Annotated in this window: 15 protein-coding genes; 3 read left to right on the forward strand and 12 right to left on the reverse strand. The window is 62.9% G+C overall.

What is annotated here, in order from left to right; genetic code table 11:
- Nucleotides 1–90: 90 nt before the first annotated feature.
- From AC1Q67_RS09190 to AC1Q67_RS09205, 4 genes are all read right to left on the reverse strand, one after another.
- A complete protein-coding gene (locus tag AC1Q67_RS09190; protein WP_492234364.1) occupies nucleotides 91–2208 on the reverse strand; it encodes an acetate--CoA ligase family protein in 2118 nt (705 codons plus the stop codon).
- Nucleotides 2209–2216: 8 nt separating this feature from the next.
- The gene (locus AC1Q67_RS09195) at nucleotides 2217–2966 is read right to left on the reverse strand and encodes a VOC family protein (RefSeq protein WP_492234363.1); all 750 of its coding nucleotides are present in this window, start codon (nucleotides 2964–2966) and stop codon (nucleotides 2217–2219) included.
- A 33-nt stretch (nucleotides 2967–2999) separates the two neighbouring features.
- Complete coding sequence (locus AC1Q67_RS09200) at nucleotides 3000–3788, reverse strand: enoyl-CoA hydratase (protein WP_492234362.1); 789 nt, start codon at nucleotides 3786–3788, stop codon at nucleotides 3000–3002.
- A gap of 61 nt (nucleotides 3789–3849) precedes the next feature.
- The gene (locus tag AC1Q67_RS09205) at nucleotides 3850–5055 is read right to left on the reverse strand and encodes an ABC transporter substrate-binding protein (RefSeq protein ID WP_492234361.1); all 1206 of its coding nucleotides are present in this window, start codon (nucleotides 5053–5055) and stop codon (nucleotides 3850–3852) included.
- A 225-nt stretch (nucleotides 5056–5280) separates the two neighbouring features.
- Here AC1Q67_RS09205 and AC1Q67_RS09210 point away from each other — a divergent pair, with 225 nt between their 5' ends.
- The gene (locus AC1Q67_RS09210; RefSeq protein WP_492234360.1) at nucleotides 5281–6090 is read left to right on the forward strand and encodes a thermonuclease family protein; all 810 of its coding nucleotides are present in this window, start codon (nucleotides 5281–5283) and stop codon (nucleotides 6088–6090) included.
- 4 nt (nucleotides 6091–6094) lie between these two features.
- Nucleotides 6095–7582, forward strand: a complete 1488-nt coding sequence (locus AC1Q67_RS09215) for a M48 family metalloprotease (RefSeq protein ID WP_492234359.1) — start codon at nucleotides 6095–6097, stop codon at nucleotides 7580–7582.
- Between the two features lie 119 nt (nucleotides 7583–7701).
- On the opposite strand, the gene AC1Q67_RS09220 is transcribed toward AC1Q67_RS09215, so the two are convergent.
- The 5 genes from AC1Q67_RS09220 to AC1Q67_RS09240 form a co-directional block, all read right to left on the reverse strand.
- Nucleotides 7702–8484, reverse strand: coding sequence for a CarD family transcriptional regulator (locus tag AC1Q67_RS09220; RefSeq protein WP_492234358.1), 783 nt, complete (start codon nucleotides 8482–8484; stop codon nucleotides 7702–7704).
- 386 nt (nucleotides 8485–8870) lie between these two features.
- Nucleotides 8871–9209 carry a ferredoxin FdxA gene (fdxA, locus tag AC1Q67_RS09225; RefSeq protein WP_006022415.1) on the reverse strand — a complete coding sequence of 113 codons (339 nt, stop codon included), beginning with the start codon at nucleotides 9207–9209 and terminating at the stop codon, nucleotides 8871–8873.
- 93 nt (nucleotides 9210–9302) lie between these two features.
- On the reverse strand, nucleotides 9303–9572 hold the full coding sequence (locus AC1Q67_RS09230; RefSeq protein WP_024575485.1) for an RNA-binding S4 domain-containing protein: 270 nt from the start codon (nucleotides 9570–9572) through the stop codon (nucleotides 9303–9305).
- A 1-nt stretch (nucleotide 9573) separates the two neighbouring features.
- A complete protein-coding gene (locus tag AC1Q67_RS09235; RefSeq protein WP_492234357.1) occupies nucleotides 9574–12897 on the reverse strand; it encodes a helicase-related protein in 3324 nt (1107 codons plus the stop codon).
- A gap of 346 nt (nucleotides 12898–13243) precedes the next feature.
- Nucleotides 13244–14080: a DUF3108 domain-containing protein gene (locus AC1Q67_RS09240; RefSeq protein WP_492238149.1), complete on the reverse strand. Its 837-nt coding sequence runs from the start codon at nucleotides 14078–14080 to the stop codon at nucleotides 13244–13246.
- Between the two features lie 382 nt (nucleotides 14081–14462).
- Between AC1Q67_RS09240 and rpmB the strand changes: the two genes are divergently transcribed.
- Nucleotides 14463–14756 (forward strand): 50S ribosomal protein L28, encoded by a 294-nt coding sequence (gene rpmB, locus AC1Q67_RS09245; protein WP_006022419.1) that lies wholly within the window; start codon nucleotides 14463–14465, stop codon nucleotides 14754–14756.
- 189 nt (nucleotides 14757–14945) lie between these two features.
- On the opposite strand, the gene AC1Q67_RS09250 is transcribed toward rpmB, so the two are convergent.
- The 3 genes from AC1Q67_RS09250 to cobS are packed head-to-tail and all read right to left on the reverse strand — an operon-like array spanning nucleotide 14946 to nucleotide 18903.
- Nucleotides 14946–15971 carry an esterase-like activity of phytase family protein gene (locus AC1Q67_RS09250; RefSeq protein WP_492234355.1) on the reverse strand — a complete coding sequence of 342 codons (1026 nt, stop codon included), beginning with the start codon at nucleotides 15969–15971 and terminating at the stop codon, nucleotides 14946–14948.
- A gap of 4 nt (nucleotides 15972–15975) precedes the next feature.
- A complete protein-coding gene (gene cobT, locus AC1Q67_RS09255) occupies nucleotides 15976–17871 on the reverse strand; it encodes a cobaltochelatase subunit CobT (protein ID WP_024575489.1) in 1896 nt (631 codons plus the stop codon).
- 36 nt (nucleotides 17872–17907) lie between these two features.
- Nucleotides 17908–18903 (reverse strand): cobaltochelatase subunit CobS, encoded by a 996-nt coding sequence (gene cobS, locus AC1Q67_RS09260; protein WP_024575490.1) that lies wholly within the window; start codon nucleotides 18901–18903, stop codon nucleotides 17908–17910.
- Between the last annotated feature and the right edge of the window lie 84 nt (nucleotides 18904–18987).

Raw genomic sequence — 18987 nt, forward strand, 5'->3', positions numbered from 1 at the left:
AACCTAGCGGCCAAATTCCGGCCGGAACAGCGATTTTTGATCCGATCCGGCGCAGGAATGGCAGATGCGCGATGATGCTTGCGCGCGCCGTCAGCCCGCTGACGCTGCTTTTCCTGCAATCAGCGCATCGACGATCGTGACACCCTTCCCTTCCTCATGCACGCGCGCCGGATTGATCTCGATCTCCGAGACAGAGTCCTTCAACTCGGCCGCAAGCAGGGAGATCCGCGCAATCAGTTTGGTCAGTGCATCCTTGTCCGCCTTCACAGCGCCCCGGAATCCGTCGAGCAGCGCAGCCGACTTGAGTTCGGCGACCATCGCGGCGGCTTCCGCTTCGCTCACCGGCGCCGGCCGATAGACCACGTCCCTGAACAATTCGGTCGCGATCCCGCCGAGCCCGGTCATGATGATGGGGCCGAATGTGGGATCGTTGATGGTGCCGATAATCATCTCGACGCCCTGCCCGGCCATCGGACCCACCAGCACGCCCTGAATACCGGCCGCGGAATTGAACCGCCGCGCGTTTCCGATCAGTGCGTCATAGGCTACCGCAGCCTCATCGGCATCGCGGATGTTCACCTGCACACCGCCGGCTTCGCTCTTGTGCGGAATGTCGCGCGACTGGATTTTCATCGCCACCGGAAAACCCGTCGTCGAGAGCGCCGCAGCGAGCGCGGCCTTGTCCCGCACCAGAATTTCCTGCGGCACATCGATGCCGGCGTTACGCAGCAGCGCCTTGCTTTCATGCTCGGACAGACGCGCGGGCACAGGCGTCTCCAATCGCGACGGATGGGCCTCCACCTGTGGTGCGAGTGCGTACCGGCTCCGCTTCACAAGCTGGCTCACGGCCCGCCCCAGCGACGTAATGCCGGAGAAGGCCACAATCCCGGAAGCAGCCAGTTCCGTCCGCGCGAACTGCGACGGCAAGGTGTAAGTGAAAAACAGGATCGGCTTGCGCTGTGCATCGATCAGCGGCTTGATTTCATCCGCCTTGACCGGAATGCGCGTCTCGCTGGCGAGCGACACCACGACGACGATGGCATCGATATCGCTCGATTGCTCCAGCAGTTCGATCACCTTCTGCAATCCGCCGCTATGAACCGCCTGCGCGGTGATATCGACCGGGTTGCGCGCCGAACCATAGGACGGGATCAGTGCACGCACTTTTTCCTGCATCGATGCGGCGAGCTCCGGAATCTGCAATCCCTCGCCCGCAAGCGCATCCGCGACCCAGGCCCCCGCGCCGCCCGAGACAGTGACAACGGCCACGCGGTCGCCGCGCGGCAGCGGCGCCGCCGCGAATGCTGCAGCGATCGCCACCGCCTCATCAAGATCGTTGCAAACGACAAAGCCGTATTTGGCGAACACCGCATCGTAAGCGGCCGTCCATCCCGCCATGCTCGCGGTATGAGAGGCCGCGGCCCGCTCACCCGCACCCGAGCGGCCGACCTTGATCACGATCACCGGCTTGCCGGTCTCCGCCGCACGCCGCGCCGCGGCCGCGAACATCTGCGGGTCGCGAATGCCTTCGATGAACATCAGGATGACGTCGGTCGCATCATCCTGAACCAGATAGTCGAGGAATTCACCGGCGGCGAGATCGGACTCGTTGCCGGTGCTGATGACCTTGCTGACAGCGACGCCCATGGCCTTTGCGCGATTGTAAATCGCAAAGCCGATGCCGCCGCTTTGGGCAACGATGCCGACACGGCGCTGGCTTGCCAGCAGCCGTGGTGCGTCCGGCCTGACATCGACCGTCGGGCTGAACGTCGCCGCGATACGCTGCGGCTCGTTATAGTAACCCTCGGCGTTCGGCCCGGAGATGCGCATGCCGGTGCGTTTTGCGAGTTCGGCAATCTCGGCCTGCATGCCGGCGCTCTCACCACCCTCTTCCGCGAACCCCGAGGAGATCACAATCGCATTCTTCACACCTGCCGCGGCGCATTCCTGCAACGCGCCGAGCACCGCCCGCGCCGGAATGATGACAATGGCGAGATCGACCGGCTTTCCGATCGCAGCGACCGATGCAAAACATCCGAGATCGCCGATGCTGTCATAGGCCGGATTGACCGGGAATATTTCGCCAGCGAATCCGTTCCGGCGCAGGAACGTCAGCAGCAGACCGGGAATTTTCTTGTCGTCCCGCGACGCGCCGATGATTGCGATGCTGCCCGGTGAAAAGAATGTATCCAGCGGATGCTTTGTCACGTCTTGTCTCAGGCGGTGATACGAAAATCGACGCCGCCGATACGAAACGAATTTCCGGCGATGGCGTATCCCCTCGCCTGCGCGGCATGAAGCACAACGGCGGGATCGCGGACACGAAACGTCAGCGCGCTCATGATCTCGTTGCCACCTTGGGTAAAATGAATCCTGCAATTGGGCAGCGTGATGTCCGCTCCCACCGCAGAGATTCCGATGATCCGGCCCCAGTGATCCGCGAGCCCGCGCGGATCGGGACTCGTCAGCACGACCTCGGTCAGCGCGGTCGTCACATCGCCGCGGATCGCCTTGTCCCAATCGGGCCCGGCCGGTGGATAGGCGCCGCGAATGTGGTCGCTGCCACTGGTGTGATTGAACTCGATGAACGCCGCGCGGCAATCGCGCGGGTGAAGCTGAACGCCGAGATACGGCGGCCGATCGATGACATGAGAGGTTCGCACGCCGATCTCTCCGGCATTCTTCTGCCGCTCGCGCGGATCGGCACAGGAGAAGATCGCCATGTAACCGCCATGCCCGCCGGTCTTTTCGATAAAGCGGCCCGCAGCCGTACCGCCCTGAAACGGGGCCACCACTTCAAGCAGAATTGTATCGACCGGAAGCAGCGCGTTTTCCAGACCGTAGCGGGCGACATTTGGATCGCGATAACAGACCGTCAGCCCCATGATGGCGGCGATGTCGCCAACCACCGGCTCAAGCTGCGGCGCGACGAGACATATCTGCCGCAGCCTCGTCGCGTCCGTCATTCGCGCTCACTCCCGCTTTTGATTTTTAGTGGACTAGTGTCCCTTGAACACCGCAGCCCGCTTTTCCATGAAGGCCTTCGCGGCTTCCTGGTGATCCGCCGTTTCGCTGCAGCGGGTATGATGCGCAGCCTCGGCATCGAAGCAGGCTTCGAGCGAGAGATGTTCGGCATTGTTGATGTTGCGCTTGATGTAGCCGAGCGTCACGGTCGGCCCCTGCGCCAGCGACATTGCAAGCTCCGTCGCGGCATCGGCAACCTCCGCGTCCGGCACGACCTTGGTGACCATGCCGAGAGCCAGCGCCTCCTGCGCCGTAAGCACCGGTGACATGAGATACAACTCGCGCGCCTTGGCGCTGCCGAGCATCTGGGTCAGGAAATAAGTTCCGCCGTAGTCGCCGGAAAAGCCGACCTTGGCGAAGGCCGTCGTGATTTTCGCAGACGCCCCCGCAACGCGCAGATCGCAGGACAGCGCGATGGAGAGACCCGCTCCCGCCGCCGCGCCGTCGATCTGCGCGACGACCGGCTTCGGCAATTCATGCAACAGCCGCGAGATTTCCATACCCCGGCGCAGATTGGCGCGCTTCACCTCGTATGACAGCGTCGTCTTGTTCTCGGCCATCGATTTGACGTCGCCGCCGACGCAGAACGTTCCGTTGGCGCCGCGCAGCAGCACCGCACGAACCTCCGTATCGTCCGCCGCCCGCCGCGCCGCCTCGATCAGGTCTGCCGACATCTCCGCATTGATCGCGTTGCGGCGATCGGGCCGGTTCATGGTGATGGTCAGAAGACCACGGTCGAGGCTTTGCAGAACGGTGCCGCTCATGGGGATTTTCCTGTGCTGAACAGAGGACAAGCGCCGGCCTCAGCCGGCGCTTGCGACAACATTACTTCTTGATGAACGAACAGCGCGACGCGTCCAGCGACTGGAACGCCTGATCGCCCGGAATGGTGGCGAGCAGCTTGTAGTCGTCCCAGCGCGCCTTCGATTCCGACGGCTTCTTCACCTCGAACAGATACATGTCGTGAATCATGCGGCCGTCCTCGCGGATCTTGCCGCCCTTGGCGAACATGTCGTTGATCGGGGTCGACTTCATGACCTTCATCACCGCAGCCGAGTCCGTGGTGCCTGCTTCCTTCACCGCCTTGAGATAGTGAAGCACCGAGGAATAGACGCCGGCCTGCGCGGAGGTCGGCACGCGTTTGACGCGTTCCTGGAAACGCTTGGTGAAAGCGCGGGTGTCGTCGTTCAAATCCCAGTACCAGGCTTCGGCCAGCACGAGGCCCTGCGCGGTCTCGAGCCCGATGCTGTCGATGTCAGTGATGAAAGCCAACAGCGGCGACATCTTCTGTCCGCCCTTCATCAGGCCGAATTCCGCACCCTGCTTGATGGCATTGATGGTATCGCCGCCTGCATTGGCGAGGCCGATCACCTTCGCCTTTGAGCTCTGCGCCTGCAGCAGGAACGACGAGAAGTCCGAGGTGTTCAGCGGATGCTTGACGGTGCCAAGCACCTTGCCGCCCATCTTGGTCACGACGGCGGATGTGTCCTTTTCCAGATCCTGCCCGAACGCGTAGTCAGCCTGCAGGAAAAACCATGTGTCGAGTCCCGCCTTCACGGCAGCGAGGCCTGTCGAGTTGGCCTGCCCGAACGTGTCGAACACGTAGTGGACCGTGTAGGGGCCGCAGGCCTCGTTCGTCAGGCGGATGGAGCCCGGACCGTTGAACATGATGATCTTGTTGCGTGCCTTGGCGATCTCATTGGCGGCGAGCGCGGTAGCGGACGCGGCAACGTCGACAATCGCCTCAACGCCCTGATTGTCGAACATGTCGCGCGCAATGCTCGACGACAGATCGGCTTTGTTGAGATGATCCGCCGCGATGATCTCGATCTTGCGGCCCAGCACTTCACCACCGAAATCCTCCGCCGCCATTTTCGCGGCGGTCTCGCTGCCGACGCCCGTGATGTCGGCATAGAGGCCGGACATGTCGAGGATCGCGCCGAGTTTCAGCGGCGGCTTGCCTTGCGCCATTGCGCCGCCCGAGGTGAGCACAAATGCGGACGAGAAAAGGGCTGCGAGAATTTTCTTCAATGTTGTCTCCCGTGATCGATGACGCGCCTTCGCGGGCGGCATCTTTGATTGCTTTCATCATGGCGCAACCCTGACATGGCAGCAAGCAACCGGCCATGCAAATGCCGCCGGTCAACATGCGCGCGCACTTGACTCACATCGGCAAGCCGCAACACATTCCGCAGGTCGAAACTGGTTTGGTGCCGAACTCGCTTCGGCGTGCCCGCAAGGCCTGACAGCGTGGTGATGAACCGCCGCATCCCGATCACCTTTTGTTGCGCGCTGCTGCTGATCGCGAGCAGCGGCTCGCTTCATGCCGCATGCGAGTTCGCTCGCCAAGGTGACGGCCGCGTCAGCGAGGTGTTCGACATCCGCACATTCCGGCTCGATGACGGGCGTGAGGTGCGTCTCGCCGGAATCGAGCCGGCGGGAGAAGCAGCCGCTCGCGGCAAGGAAGTGCTGGCTTCGCTGATCAACGGCCGCGATGTCACATTGCACGGCTCCGATGACAGGCCGGATCGCTACGGCCGTCAGGCCGCCTTCGTCTTTCTGCAAGGTTCGGAGACTCCCATTCAATCCGAACTTCTGGCACGCGGCGAAGCGCTGGCGTCTCCCTCTGCGGCGGACAAGGCGTGTTCCGCTGTGCTGCTTGCTGCCGAAGCCTCCGCCCGCGCTGCAAGGCGCGGCATTTGGGCCAATCTGGCTGCCTTAAAAAACGCGGAAAGCACCGACGATATTTTGGCTGGAATTGGACGGTTTGCCGTGGTGGAGGGGACGGTTTCGTCGGCCCGTCTCGCCGGGACGGTATTTTATGTCAATTTCGGCCGGCGATGGACACGGGACTTTGCCGTGACTATTTCAAGGCGCATGATGCCGTCGCTGGAAGGCGCCGGGATCGACCTTAAGTCTCTGAAAAACAAGAGAATTCAAGTTCGAGGCTGGATCGAGAAGCGTGGCGGCCCAAGGATTGAGGTCACTCACGTGGGGCAGATCGAGTTGATTTCTGCGGCTAATGTGGCCGCAAAGGACACGATACCGAGGGACGAGGGCAAATAGCGGCGTGGCAACACCTGCGAACCAACGCGAGGCGAGGAACCTCAACCGTGTTTTCGCGGCGGCTACGCTGTGCGCGTCATTGGCGTTGGGCGCTTGCGGCGACCTCGGCCGGTTCCAGACCGCATCCAGTCCGGGGTTCGCTCCGGTCAAGCCGAACAAGCCCGCGGCCCAGACGCCGGCCACCGAGCGCGAACACAGCCGCATTCTCTCGTCCTACGGCGGATCGTATGACGATCCGCGGCTGGAAGCCCTGATCACCAAGACCGTCGATCGCCTTGTCGCGGCCTCCGAGCGGCCTGATCTCACCTACAAGGTGACCATCCTGAATTCCGGCGCGGTCAACGCCTTCGCGCTTCCGACCGGGCAGCTCTATGTCACGCGCGGCCTCATTGCGCTCGCCAGCGATACATCGGAATTGTCATCGGTGCTCGCCCACGAAATGGCGCATGTCCTCGCCAAGCATGCGGCGATCCGCGAAGACCAGGCCAAGCAGGCCGCCGTCGTCACCCGCGTCGTCGCCGACATGGGCAATGACCCCGATATGAACGCGCTGGCGCTGGCCAAGACCAAGCTGACGATGGCGAGCTTTTCGCGCGCACAGGAATTCGAAGCCGACGGGATCGGCGTCGGCATCTCGGCGCGCGCCAAGTTCGATCCGTTCGGCGCTTCCCGCTTCCTCACCGCGATGGAGCGTAACGCTGCGCTGAAAGCCAATCGTGCGCCCGCCGATCCGCGCTCGCTGGACTTCCTGTCGTCGCATCCGGCGACCCCCGAGCGGGTGCAGAATGCGCAGGCCAATGCGCGGCAGTACTCGTCGCCGGAAGCCGGCGAACGCGACCGCGATGCCTATCTCTCCGCCATCGACAATCTGGTCTATGGCGAAGATCCCAGCGAAGGGTTTGTGCGCGGACGCCGCTTCCTGCATCCCAAGCTTGGCTTCACGTTCCAGGTGCCGGACGGCTTCGTGCTGGAGAACACCGCGCAGGCCGTCGTTGGCGTTCGCGAAGGCGGCACCCAGGCGATGCGCTTTGACGTGGTGCGCGTCCCCGCGGAGCAGTCGCTTGGCGACTATCTCAATTCCGGCTGGATGGAGAATGTCGACAAGGCCTCGACCGAGGATGTGACCATCAACGGCTTTCCGTCCGCGACCGCGACGGCCAGCGGCGATCAGTGGCAGTTCAGGATTTACGCCCTGCGTTTCGGCAGCGATGTCTACCGCTTCATTTTCGCAGCGAAGAAGAAAACGCCGGAAAGCGACCGCAGCTTCCGCGAAACGGTGAATTCCTTCCGGCGTCTGACGCTGGCCGAGATTCAGGCGGCACGGCCGCTGCGGATCAAGATCGTGACCGTACAGCCCGGTGACACGATTGAATCGCTGGCGTCCCGGATGCAGGGCGTCGACCGCCCGGTCGACCGGTTTCGCGTTCTGAACGGTTTCGACAGCCGCTCAACGGTGAAGCCGCGCGATCGCGTGAAGATCGTCGTGGATTAGGCATGATCCCGAAAAGTGGGAACCGGTTTTCGGACAAGATCATGTCCTGACAAAAATGACTCTCGATAAAAAAGCCCGGCTCTGCAGCCGGGCTTTTGATTCAATCGCTCGCGATGCGATCAGGCGGCTTCGTCTTCCGACACGGAGTCGTCGCCATCACTATCGTCGGCGTCGTCAGCAGTTGCATCGGCTCCCGCATCGGCATCAGCCTTGGCAGCGCCACGGCGCGGGCTCTTGGCGAGATTCGATTCGATTTCCTTGACCGCTTCGGTTTCCGTCGCATGCTGAACCACGGCGATCTCGCGCGACAGGCGATCGAGCGCCGCTTCGTAAAGCTGGCGTTCGCTGTAGGACTGCTCAGGCTGGGATTCCGAGCGGAACAGGTCGCGCACCACTTCGGCAATCGCGACGATGTCGCCCGAATTGATCTTCGCTTCGTATTCCTGCGCGCGGCGCGACCACATGGTGCGCTTGATACGTGCACGGCCCTTGAGGGTTTCCAGCGCGCGCTTCACCAGCGACGGATCCGACAGCTTGCGCATGCCCACATTGGCGACCTTCGCCGTCGGCACCCGCAGCGTCATCTTGTCCTTGATGAAGTTGATGACGAAAAGCTCGAGCCGCGCGCCCGCGATCTCCTGCTCTTCGATCGCCAGAATCTGGCCGACGCCATGCGCCGGGTACACGACGAACTCGTTGGTCTTGAATCCCTGACGCTGGGTCAGCGGCTTCTTCGGCTCCTCCACGCGCGGCGCGGCGGCAGCCGGCTTCGCGGCAGGCTTGCCCGCAACGGTCTTCACAGGGGCCTTGGCGACAGGAGCCTTCGACACCGTCTTCGCAGGCTTCGCAGCGGACTTTGCTGGGGCCTTCGCAGACGGCTTTGCAGTTTTTTTGTTGGGCATTGTGCTTCTTTTGTTTTTTGAGGTTGGGGCGGATGCGCGAGCATCCTTTTTCGGCGCGCTGCGAATCGCAGACGCCTTCTTGGTGCCCTTATCCTTGGAACCCTTGTCTTTTATTTTGGAGTTCTTTTTATGACGCAATTTGTCTGACACAGCGCCTATGCGTGGAACCGCCACGCCCCTGTTCAAATGGTTTCTCGGGGAACCCGTCCGAGTCCTAAGCCGGGGACAAAAGGGGGTTCGGCTCTATAATGTGCCCAAAATAGCACATTTCCCGCAAAAATCAATGATTTATGCCCTACAGCCCCCCTCGGACGGTGTCCGGGAGGCCCTGATCGCAGGGTAGGGTTAAAAGTTACCCGCACCTCGGGCGGCGCAGACAGGCCAGATCAGTCGCCGGAGCCCGGATTGGCAGAAAAATATTTGTCGAACTTGCCCTCGACGCCGTCGAATTCCTTGGCGTCGTCCGGCGCGTCCTTCTTCTGGGTGATGTTCGGCCAGGACTTGGCGTATTCCGCGTTCACCTCCAGCCATTTCTCGAGGCTGGGTTCGGTATCCGGCTTGATCGCATCAGCCGGGCACTCAGGTTCGCACACACCGCAGTCGATGCACTCGTCCGGATGGATCACAAGCATGTTTTCGCCCTCGTAGAAGCAATCCACGGGGCAAACTTCCACGCAGTCCATGTACTTGCACTTGATGCAGTTTTCAGTGACGACGTACGTCATCCAAGGCTCCGGAAGGTCTAAAATTCAGGTTTGGCGTAGCGCAGGATGTGCATCGCCGCAAGGGAAGTTCTGCCCGTCATTCGAGGCAATTGGTTACTCGGGGGGCGTTTGCAAATCGGCGTAAATCGTGCGCCCGGCGGCCGCATCCCCGCGCCGGTCCGCAAATCCGGTCACCTTCAGCACACGAACCCGGCTGTCGAGCGCGATGGTGAGAACGTCCTCTGCCTTCACCGCATGTCCCGGCGACGTCTGGCGCATACCATTGATGCGAACGCGACCCTTTGCGACCAGCGCTGCCGCATCGACGCGGGTTTTCACGATCCGCGCGTGCCACAACCACTTGTCGAGGCGCTGACGATCCAAATTATTCCTTGCGGTTGCCCGCAAGCTGCTCCTTCAGCGCCGCGAGCTTTGCGAACGGCGAGTTCGGATCGGCGGGACGGTCACGTTCACGCGGCACGGCGCTGGTCGCGAAAGTGCGATGCGAGCCGCCACCGCGGTCGCGATCATCCTTGCGCCCGTCACGGCCACGCTTGTCGAACTTGCCCTTGCCGCGCTCCTGATTGCGGTCCTTGCCCTTGAAGTGCTCGCGCGGCGGACGTGCCTGCGCAGCATCCGCGCCTTCCGCAGCAACCGCCGGAGCGTCACCGCGTGGCCGGCGATGTTCGTTGTTGCGGTCGCGGCGATGGCGGCCATGACGCTCGCGCTTGTCATCGCCGGAAGCGGCTTCACCTTCGGCTGCGGGAGCGGCGGATTTATCCGGCCCCTTGTAGCGGCTGCGGTCATGGCGCGGACGGCGCTCGTCGGAGCGGCCACCGGGCCGCCAGACTTCCACCAGCACAGGCTCAGGGGGAGCCGTCGCTTCGGCGGCCTGATCAGGCGCGGCCTCGCCAGCAGGCGCTTCAACAGCCGCCATCTCAGTGGCTTCGGCCACAGCAGCCGGTTCGGATGTCTCGGTCACAGCCGCTTCCGCAACAGATTCGGAGGTTTCCGACGGCGGGGCGAAATTCACTTCGGGTAGACGCGAGGCAGATGCATCCGCCGCTGGCGGCGCATCGGTCGTTGCTGCGTCGTTCGTCACGTTAGCAATCGACTCCGTTGCCGCTGTAACTTCGGGCTCCGTCACGACAGCTTCGGATACCGACACAGTGTCGGTTGTTTCAGCGGCCGCATCCGCCACGGTGTCCGCAGCGACGGGCGGCGCAACGACCTCCGGCAGCGGCGGACGCTTTTCCATGCGATAGCCGAGCGCCTTCAGGATCGAAGCAAAGTCCTCACCTGCCGAGCCGGTCAGCGACGTCATGGCCTGTGTCGCCGTGAACGAGCGGCCGTCGAATGCGCCTGCCGGCTTGTCACCGGGCGAGCCGGGACGCCACGACAGCGCCGGACGAATGAGATCCGCGAGGCGTTCGAGAATATCGACGCGCACCGCGCGGTCGCCGCACAGCTTGTAGCCGAGCGTGCGGTAGGCCTCCTGATCGAGCGCCTTGTCCGCCGGGAACGAGGTGCGCCCGCTCGCCGCCAGATGCTGCGCGCCGGTCAATGCCGACCAGTCGACATTGTCGCGCTTCAGACCCCACAACAGCGATGCAAGACCGCGCGCGGCGGGCTTCAGCAGTGCGGGAAGGAAAATATGATAGGCGCCGAAACGCACGCCGTACTTGCGCAGGCTTGCGCGCGACGGCTGATCGAGATCCTTCATCTCGGCGGCGATCTTCGGCCGCTCCAGCACGCCGAGCGCCTCGATCAGCTGGAAGGCAATGCCGCGCGCGATCCCGGTGACATCCTCGGCCTTCGACAGCTCGAACATCGGCCCGAGAATCTTTTCGATATGCGTCTTCAGCCACAGATCGAGCCGCGTCTGCACGGCCTCGCGTGACGGACCGGTCAGCCGTTCGTCCGCAATGATGCGGATACGCGGATGCAACGCATCGTCGGCCGCAACAAGCTTGGCGACGGCGTCGCCGGTCCAGCGCAGCGTTCCGTCGGACGCCAGCACAAACTGTTCGTCCGGTGCCTTTGAAAGCTTTTCAGCGCGCGCATCGATTTCGCCGGCCAGCGCCTTGAGCGCCGCGGCCTGCAAGGCCTTCGCATCGGAGCCCGCTTCAGCGGACTCTGGCGCGAACATGAATCCGTCGAGACGGCCAATCATATGGCCCTCTACGATCACTTCGCCCGTCTTCCCAATCTCAGTATTCAGCATCGTGTTTTCCCGCAAGCGCCGCATCAATACACTGGTCCGGCGATCAACGAAACGCTCAGTTAGCCTTTCATGCAGGGCATCCGACAATTTATCCTCGACGGCGCGGGCAATTGCCTGCCAGCGCTCGGGGGCCACCAGCCAATCGGGACGATTTGCCGCGAATGTCCAGGTCCGTATCTGCGCAATCCGGGCCGATAATGTGTCGATATCGCCGTCTGTGCGGTCGGTTTGCGCGATCTGGGCCTCGAACCAGTTATCCGGGATCCGGCCCTTCCGCATCAGGAAACCATACAGCGTGGTGACGAGTTCGGCGTGGGCGGCGGGCGACAGCTTGCGGTAGTCGGGAATCTGGCAGGCCTCCCAGAGCCGTTCCACGGCGTCGGCCCCCTTGGCCATGTCGCGAACGTCCTCATCGCGCGCGGCGTGGTCGAGCACGCGGATGTCCTCCGCGATCGGCGCGCGGGTCAGAACCTCGTGGTTCGGCGTCAGCGCCAGCGAGACCTGGAGCGCGCCCAGCGAGGAGAAATCCAGCCGCGTGTTCCGCCACTGCAACATTTTCACGCTGTCGAAGGTGTGATTCTGCAGCGCATTGACCAGTTCCGGCTCGAACGGCGCGCAGCGGCCCGTGGTGCCGAACGTGCCGTCGCGTGTCGCACGGCCGGCGCGGCCCGCGATCTGTGCAAACTCGGACGGCGTCAGGCGGCGAAACTGATAGCCGTCGTACTTGCGGTCGGAGGCGAAAGCCACGTGATCGACGTCGAGATTGAGGCCCATGCCGACAGCATCGGTGGCGACGAGATAATCGACGTCGCCGGACTGGAACATGTCCACCTGCGCATTGCGGGTGCGCGGCGACAACGAGCCCAGCACCACGGCTGCACCGCCATGCTGGCGCCGGATCAGTTCGGCGATGGCGTAGACTTCATCCGCCGAGAACGCGACGATCGCGGTGCGCCGCGGCTGCCGCGTGATCTTGCGGTCGCCTGCAAACTCAAGCTGCGACAGCCTAGGCCGGGTGACGATGTTCACACCGGGCAGCAGCCGCTCGATGATCGGCCGCATCGTCGCCGCGCCGAGCAAGAGGGTTTCGTCTCGCCCGCGCCGGTTCAGAATCTTGTCGGTGAAGACGTGGCCGCGCTCAAGGTCAGACGCGATCTGGATTTCATCCACCGCCAGAAACGACACATCGAGATCGCGCGGCATCGCCTCGACCGTGGAGACCCAGTAGCGCGCGTGAGGCGGCTTGATCTTTTCTTCGCCGGTGATGAGCGCGACCGCGCCTGCGCCGGCTCGTGCTGCGATCTTGTTGTAGACCTCGCGCGCCAACAGGCGCAGCGGCAGGCCGATGATGCCCGACGAATGGGCCAGCATCCGCTCGATGGCGAGATGGGTCTTGCCGGTGTTGGTCGGGCCGAGCACCGCCGTAACACCGGCTCCGGGGGCGCGCTCATTGGAAAACAGCGGAACGGAAGACGACAGAGGCATTTCGAGAGGTCCGCATGACGCACACGACGCGGACGCCGCAGCAAGTTTGAAAGAAGTGTCTCACAATGCGACGCTTTTCGTGCCGCAACTTAAGCTTTGGAACGGGTAAGGAACGAAAGAAGCCCGAATCGCTGACTCTCGGCCTAGCAGGCGATATGGCCTCAACATGTCGCACAATCTGGTGACCGGCGATACTATATGGGGTTTGAAGTTACTCCTCGCATGCCGCGATCGGGATAAAATCGTTAAATCCGGAGTCGAATCGGATTGGCCGGAGAGTCAACACGATTCACGGTGAGATTCGTTCCTGAATCGCAGCGCTGCCGGATCGGGGCGCTCGTCTTGATCAGTTCGTCTTGGCGGTCTTTTGCGCCGAAATGAATTCCGTCGCCTCGATCATGCCGGTGCCGAGCGGTGTCGGAATCGTAATTCTGAAGGGTGCCAGCACCCGCGTTCCGGCGATGGGCGCGAACCAGATTTCCATGTTGCGCTGGGCGGCGACGTACTTGATCGAGGCGCGATCGGGAACGTAGCCGGCGATCGGGGTGAAGTAGACCGCGCAGACCACGACGGGGCCGTGATAGCCCTTCTCGGCCTTGACCGTTTCCATCCGCTTGTAATCGAGACGCAGATCGTAGCGCATCCTGCCGTCGAACACCGACAGCGTCTTGCGGCAGGCCTCGGGACCGACCGGATCGCCGGTGCCCGCAACTTTCAGCAGCGCACCCGTCATCGGATCAAGGACGTTGCGGCGATGCACGTCAGTGACCGGAATCCGGTCCGGATTTTCGTCCGGCTTGGGCTCGATGGACGAGTCTTTGACATTGCCGCCGCCGAGCGTGATGCGGATGACCTCAGCCTTCTTGCCGTAGTTGACCGTCGAAATGTAGCTCAGTGGCGCAAACTGGCCGGCGGTGATCCGCCCCTGCGAGGTGCCGGTGCCATTGCCGCCGCCTATGGATTTCATCAGCCCCGTGGTGGCGCCGCTGACGGCTGCCGAATACTGATCCTCGGCGACGTCGACCACCCAGGCGCCCTTGCCGATCGGAAGGCCCGCGAGCGTTGCTTCATACTTGGCGTCCAGACGGCCCTGGGCGCTGGCCGGGCTGGCAGACATCGCCAATGGAGCCACGACGGCCACAACACCCAGACAAAGCTGGTTTTGGGCGGTCCGGGAGAGCATCCAAGAAAGCTTTGGGAACCGGGGCATTGCCGACGAAATCCTGCTGACCAGCGATTGACCGGAGCCACCGGGCGCAGCGTCTGCGGGACTTGTTCCCGAATAGGCCGCGAAAGTCGTATCGATAGCCTCAGATATCTGTCTGGTCACGGATTACGTCGATTATATGTTAGGAAATCACTGGTTTGACGGGCAAAATCGTCATTTCCTGCCGCCGCTACCTGCCCCCTGGCGCGCAGAAAAGCCGCTGAAACCGCCTCTCAACCTTGACGCTGGGCCGCCAGCCCCTTATAGCTCCGCCGTTCCTGAAATGGACGGTTTAAACCCCCACGTGACCCCTTTGGGCGGTCCGGGGCGACACTAGGTTTCGCCAAAGGATTACACGATGTCTCGGCGCTGCGAATTGACGGCCAAGGGCCCTCAGGTTGGCCACAAGGTCAGCCACTCGAACCACAAGACCAAGCGCCGGTTCCTGCCGAACCTGTGCAACGTCACCCTGATTTCGGAAACGCTGGGCCGCAACGTGCGCCTGCGCGTCTCGACCAATGCGCTGAAGTCGGTCGACCACAACGGCGGCCTCGACGCGTTCCTGCTCAAGGCCAACTCCGGCGACCTGTCGCCGAAGGCAGTCGAGCTGAAGCGCCAGATCGAAAAGAAGAAGCTCGCCGCAGCGAGCTGATCCTTCGATCCGCAATTTTAGATTTCAAAAAGGCCGGGTTTCGACCCGGCCTTTTTTGTTTTCGTGCGAAGCCAGACACCGTCATTGCGAGGAGCGTAGCGACGAAGCAATCCATTTCTTTCTGTTTCAAAGAGCGGTTTGCTTCGCTTCGCTCGCAATCACGAAGAAAACGCGAGCGGTGGACGATAATCACTCCTCAATGAGCGTGAACTGCAGCAACAGCGTGCGCTGGATCATCGAGAAATTATCGTCGGACACCATCGTCAGCACCGTCGCGCCATCGTCGGCGACATGCACATCGATCCCTTCCATGTTGTCGATCTCGTATCCGAGATCGACCTCGAAAATCGTCGGCCCATCGATCACCGCATCCGGAACGATGGATTTGGCGGGAATGCGCCGGATGCGGATGCCAACGCCTTCCAGCAGCGAGAACTTCCGCTCCAGCAGCAACAGATCGCCGGACGGCAGCAGAACCGCATCGCTGATGTCGAAATTGCCGGTGCGCTTTGCCGTGAACTGTCCGGGTGAAGGCCCGCCGATCAGAAAGCATAAAATGTTTCCCGATGGATCGAGCCCGCGTTCGGAAATCGCGATCAGCGTTCCCGCAAGCGGCTGTCCCTTCGGCACGAACACAAGCGCCTCGAGCCCCTTGTTGAACGGCAGCTTGCCGATTTCGGGCGGCACCGGCACGACCTCGCCGCGCGAGCGCACGCCGCCTTTGCTGAAATCGAACCGCAGGATCTGATTGACGCGCTCAAGACCCACATAGAGCGCCGATCCATCGCGCGCGAGCGACTCGGTGTCGAACCAGCCGCGTGCCGTAATCTTCCTGCCGTCGCTGTCCAGCATCGGCGCGGACTTCACGTCGGAAAGGCCCGTCATGACCTTGCCGCGATAGGCGATCCGGCCCGTGAACCAGTTGCCCTTGTCGCTGACGGCGATGAACTGCTCGCCCTTCTTGTCGAGCCGCAATCCCGACAACCCGCCGAAGCCGCGGAACGGCGAGGTCAGCACCAGCCCGCTGCGGAATTCCAGCGCACCATAGCGGATGTGGGACGCATCGCGCGGATCGAACGATTCGATCCTGCGGGCATTGACCACAAGCGAAGACGTCTGCGCCTGGGCGAACTCCGCTCCGGCCCCGATCATGCCGGCCGGCAGCGCCGCCATGGCGTTCCGCAGAAACGACCGGCGGCTGATGTCGATGGCCATGATCTCAGGAATGCAGTCTGCGGCGGCGCGGCGTCGGAGCCTCAGTATGAGTCTCGGTGAAAAGCTCAGCCAGCTTCTCGGTGATGGCGCCGCCGAGTTCTTCCGCATCCACGATGGTGACGGCGCGCCGATAGTAGCGCGTCACGTCGTGGCCGATACCGATCGCAATCAGTTCGACCGGCGAGCGGGTCTCGATCTCTTCGATGATGTGGCGCAGATGCCGCTCGAGATAGTTGCCCGGATTGACCGATAGCGTTGAGTCGTCGACCGGCGCGCCGTCCGAAATCATCATCAGGATCTTGCGCTGCTCCGAGCGTCCGAGCAGGCGCTTGTGCGCCCAGTCGAGCGCTTCGCCGTCGATGTTTTCTTTCAGGAGTCCTTCGCGCATCATCAGGCCAAGGTTCTTGCGCGCACGCCGCCAGGGCGCGTCCGCCGACTTGTAGATGATGTGCCGCAGATCGTTGAGGCGGCCCGGATTGGCAGGCTTGCCCGCCGCCAGCCACGCCTCGCGCGACTGACCGCCCTTCCACGCCCGCGTGGTGAAGCCGAGAATCTCGACCTTGACGCCGCAGCGCTCCAGCGTCCGCGCCAGAATATCGGCGCAGGTCGCAGCTACCGTGATGGGCCGGCCGCGCATCGAGCCGGAATTGTCGAGCAGCAGCGTCACCACCGTGTCGCGGAAGGTCGCTTCCTTCTCGTGCATGAACGACAGCGGATGGAACGGATCGGTGACGACACGCGACAGCCGCGCCGGATCGAGAATGCCTTCCTCGAGATCGAAGTCCCAGGCGCGGTTCTGCTGCGCCATGAGCTTGCGCTGCAGGCGATTGGCGAGCCGCGCGACGATGTGCTGCAGATGCGCGAGCTGCTTGTCGAGATAGCTGCGCAGCCGCTCCAGTTCGTCGTGCTCGCAGAGATCTTCCGCCGAGACCACCTCGTCGAATTTCGGCGCGAAGGCATGGTATTCCGGCCCGCGCGGCTCGTTGGCGCCGCGGCCCGGCGGCCGATGCGCTTCACCCGGCGTTTCGTCCTCGCCCATTTCGTTGTCGTCGAACGCATCGCTGGCGGACGCCTGCGCGCTCTCCATCGCGTTCTCGGACATCTCCTCGGTGGAGGACTGCGACTGGTCGGCGCTCATCTCCTCGGCGGCTTCGCTGTCGGGCGAGCCGTCCGCACCGGACTGGTCCTTCTCGCCGTCGCGATTCTCGTCCTGACTGTCGTCCTCGTCCTGATCGGCGTTACTTTCGTCGCCGAGCTCAAGTGCGTCCAGCAGATCGTGAACCACATCGCCGAAGCGTGTTTGATCTTCGGTGAACTCCTTCAATCGGTCGAGACGCGCACCGATCTTGTCTTCGAGGATCGGACGCCAGAGATCGACCATCTTGCGCGCGGCCACCGGCGGCGCCTGGCCGGTCAGCCGTTCACGCACCATCATCGCCAGCGCATCGGCCAGCGGCGCATCGGCGCGGTCGGTGATCTCGTCGTATTTGCCGCGATGGAAATGATCGTCGAGCATCGCGGTGAGGTTCTTGGCGACGCCGCTCATCCGCTTGGCGCCGATGGCCTCGACGCGGGCCTGCTCGACGGCATCGAACACGCCGCGCGCCTGCGGATTGCCCGGCACCAGCTTGCGGTGAACCTTCGGGTCGTGACAGGCGATCCGCAGTGCAATGGAGTCCGCATGGCCGCGCACGATGGCCGCGTCCTTGCGGGTCAGTTTTCGCGCCGGTTCAGGCAGCCGCGCCTTGCCGGGCGAGAGGCCCGGACGTTCGGCGGCAAACGTCACTTCAAGTTCAGGCTGCTTGGCGATGGCCCGCAAAGCGGACGTCACCGCGCGCTTGAACGGCTCCGTCGGCGATTCCTTCGACCCGGTCCTGAACTTGATATTGGACGTGCTCATGCAACCTTTCCTCCCCGCTCAAGGGGAGAGGCAATCCTAGCTCAACGCCACATTGACCGCGGATTCCGGCAGTTCCGCATTGAAGCAGCGCTGATAGAACTCCGCCACCAGCGGACGCTCAAGCTCGTCGCACTTGTTCAGGAAGGTGACGCGGAATGCGAAGCCGATGTCGCCGAAGATCTCGGCGTTCTCGGCCCAGGTGATGACGGTGCGCGGCGACATCACCGTCGACAGATCGCCGTTGGCGAACGCGTTGCGCGTCAGGTCCGCGAGGCGGACCATCTTGTTGACGGTGTCGCGGCCGGCATCGGTGCGATAGTGCTTCGCCTTGGCGAGCACGATCTCGACTTCCTCGTCATGCGGCAGATAGTTCAGCGTGGTCACGATCGACCAGCGGTCCATCTGGCCCTGGTTGATCTGCTGGGTGCCGTGATAGAGGCCCGACGTATCGCCGAGACCGATGGTGTTGGCGGTCGAGAACAGGCGGAACGCCGGATGCGGCTTGATGACCTTGTTCTGGTCGAGCAGCGTGAGGCGGCCGGACACTTCGAGCACGCGCTGGATCACGAACATCACGTCCGGGCGGCCGGCGTCATATTCGTCGAACACCAGCGCGACATTGTGCTGGAGCGCCCACGGCAGGATGCCGTCGCGGAATTCGGTGACCTGCTTGCCGTCGCGGACCACGATGGAGTCCTTGCCGACCAGATCGATACGGCTGATGTGGCTGTCGAGGTTGACGCGCACGCAAGGCCAGTTCAGCCGCGAAGCAACCTGCTCGATATGGGTCGACTTGCCGGTGCCGTGAAAGCCGGTGACCATGACACGGCGGTTCTTGGCGAAGCCGGCGAGGATGGCGAGCGTGGTCGCGCGATCGAACCGATAGTCCGGATCAACATCGGGCACATGGGGATCGCTGTTGGAATAGGCAGGAACCTCGAGGTCGCTGTCGATGCCAAAGACCTGACGGACCGACACTTTCATGTCGGGAAGGTTCGTGGGTTCCTGCGATAGAGTCGTGGCGGCGCTCATCAGTCCTCCGTGGTCCCGGATGCTCCCGAAACCAGACGTGCTTGCTGCGGGTGGGGTGCGTGATTCAACCTAGCAGACAGATGC

Source organism: Afipia sp. GW823-FHT06G09, from assembly GCF_058794875.1.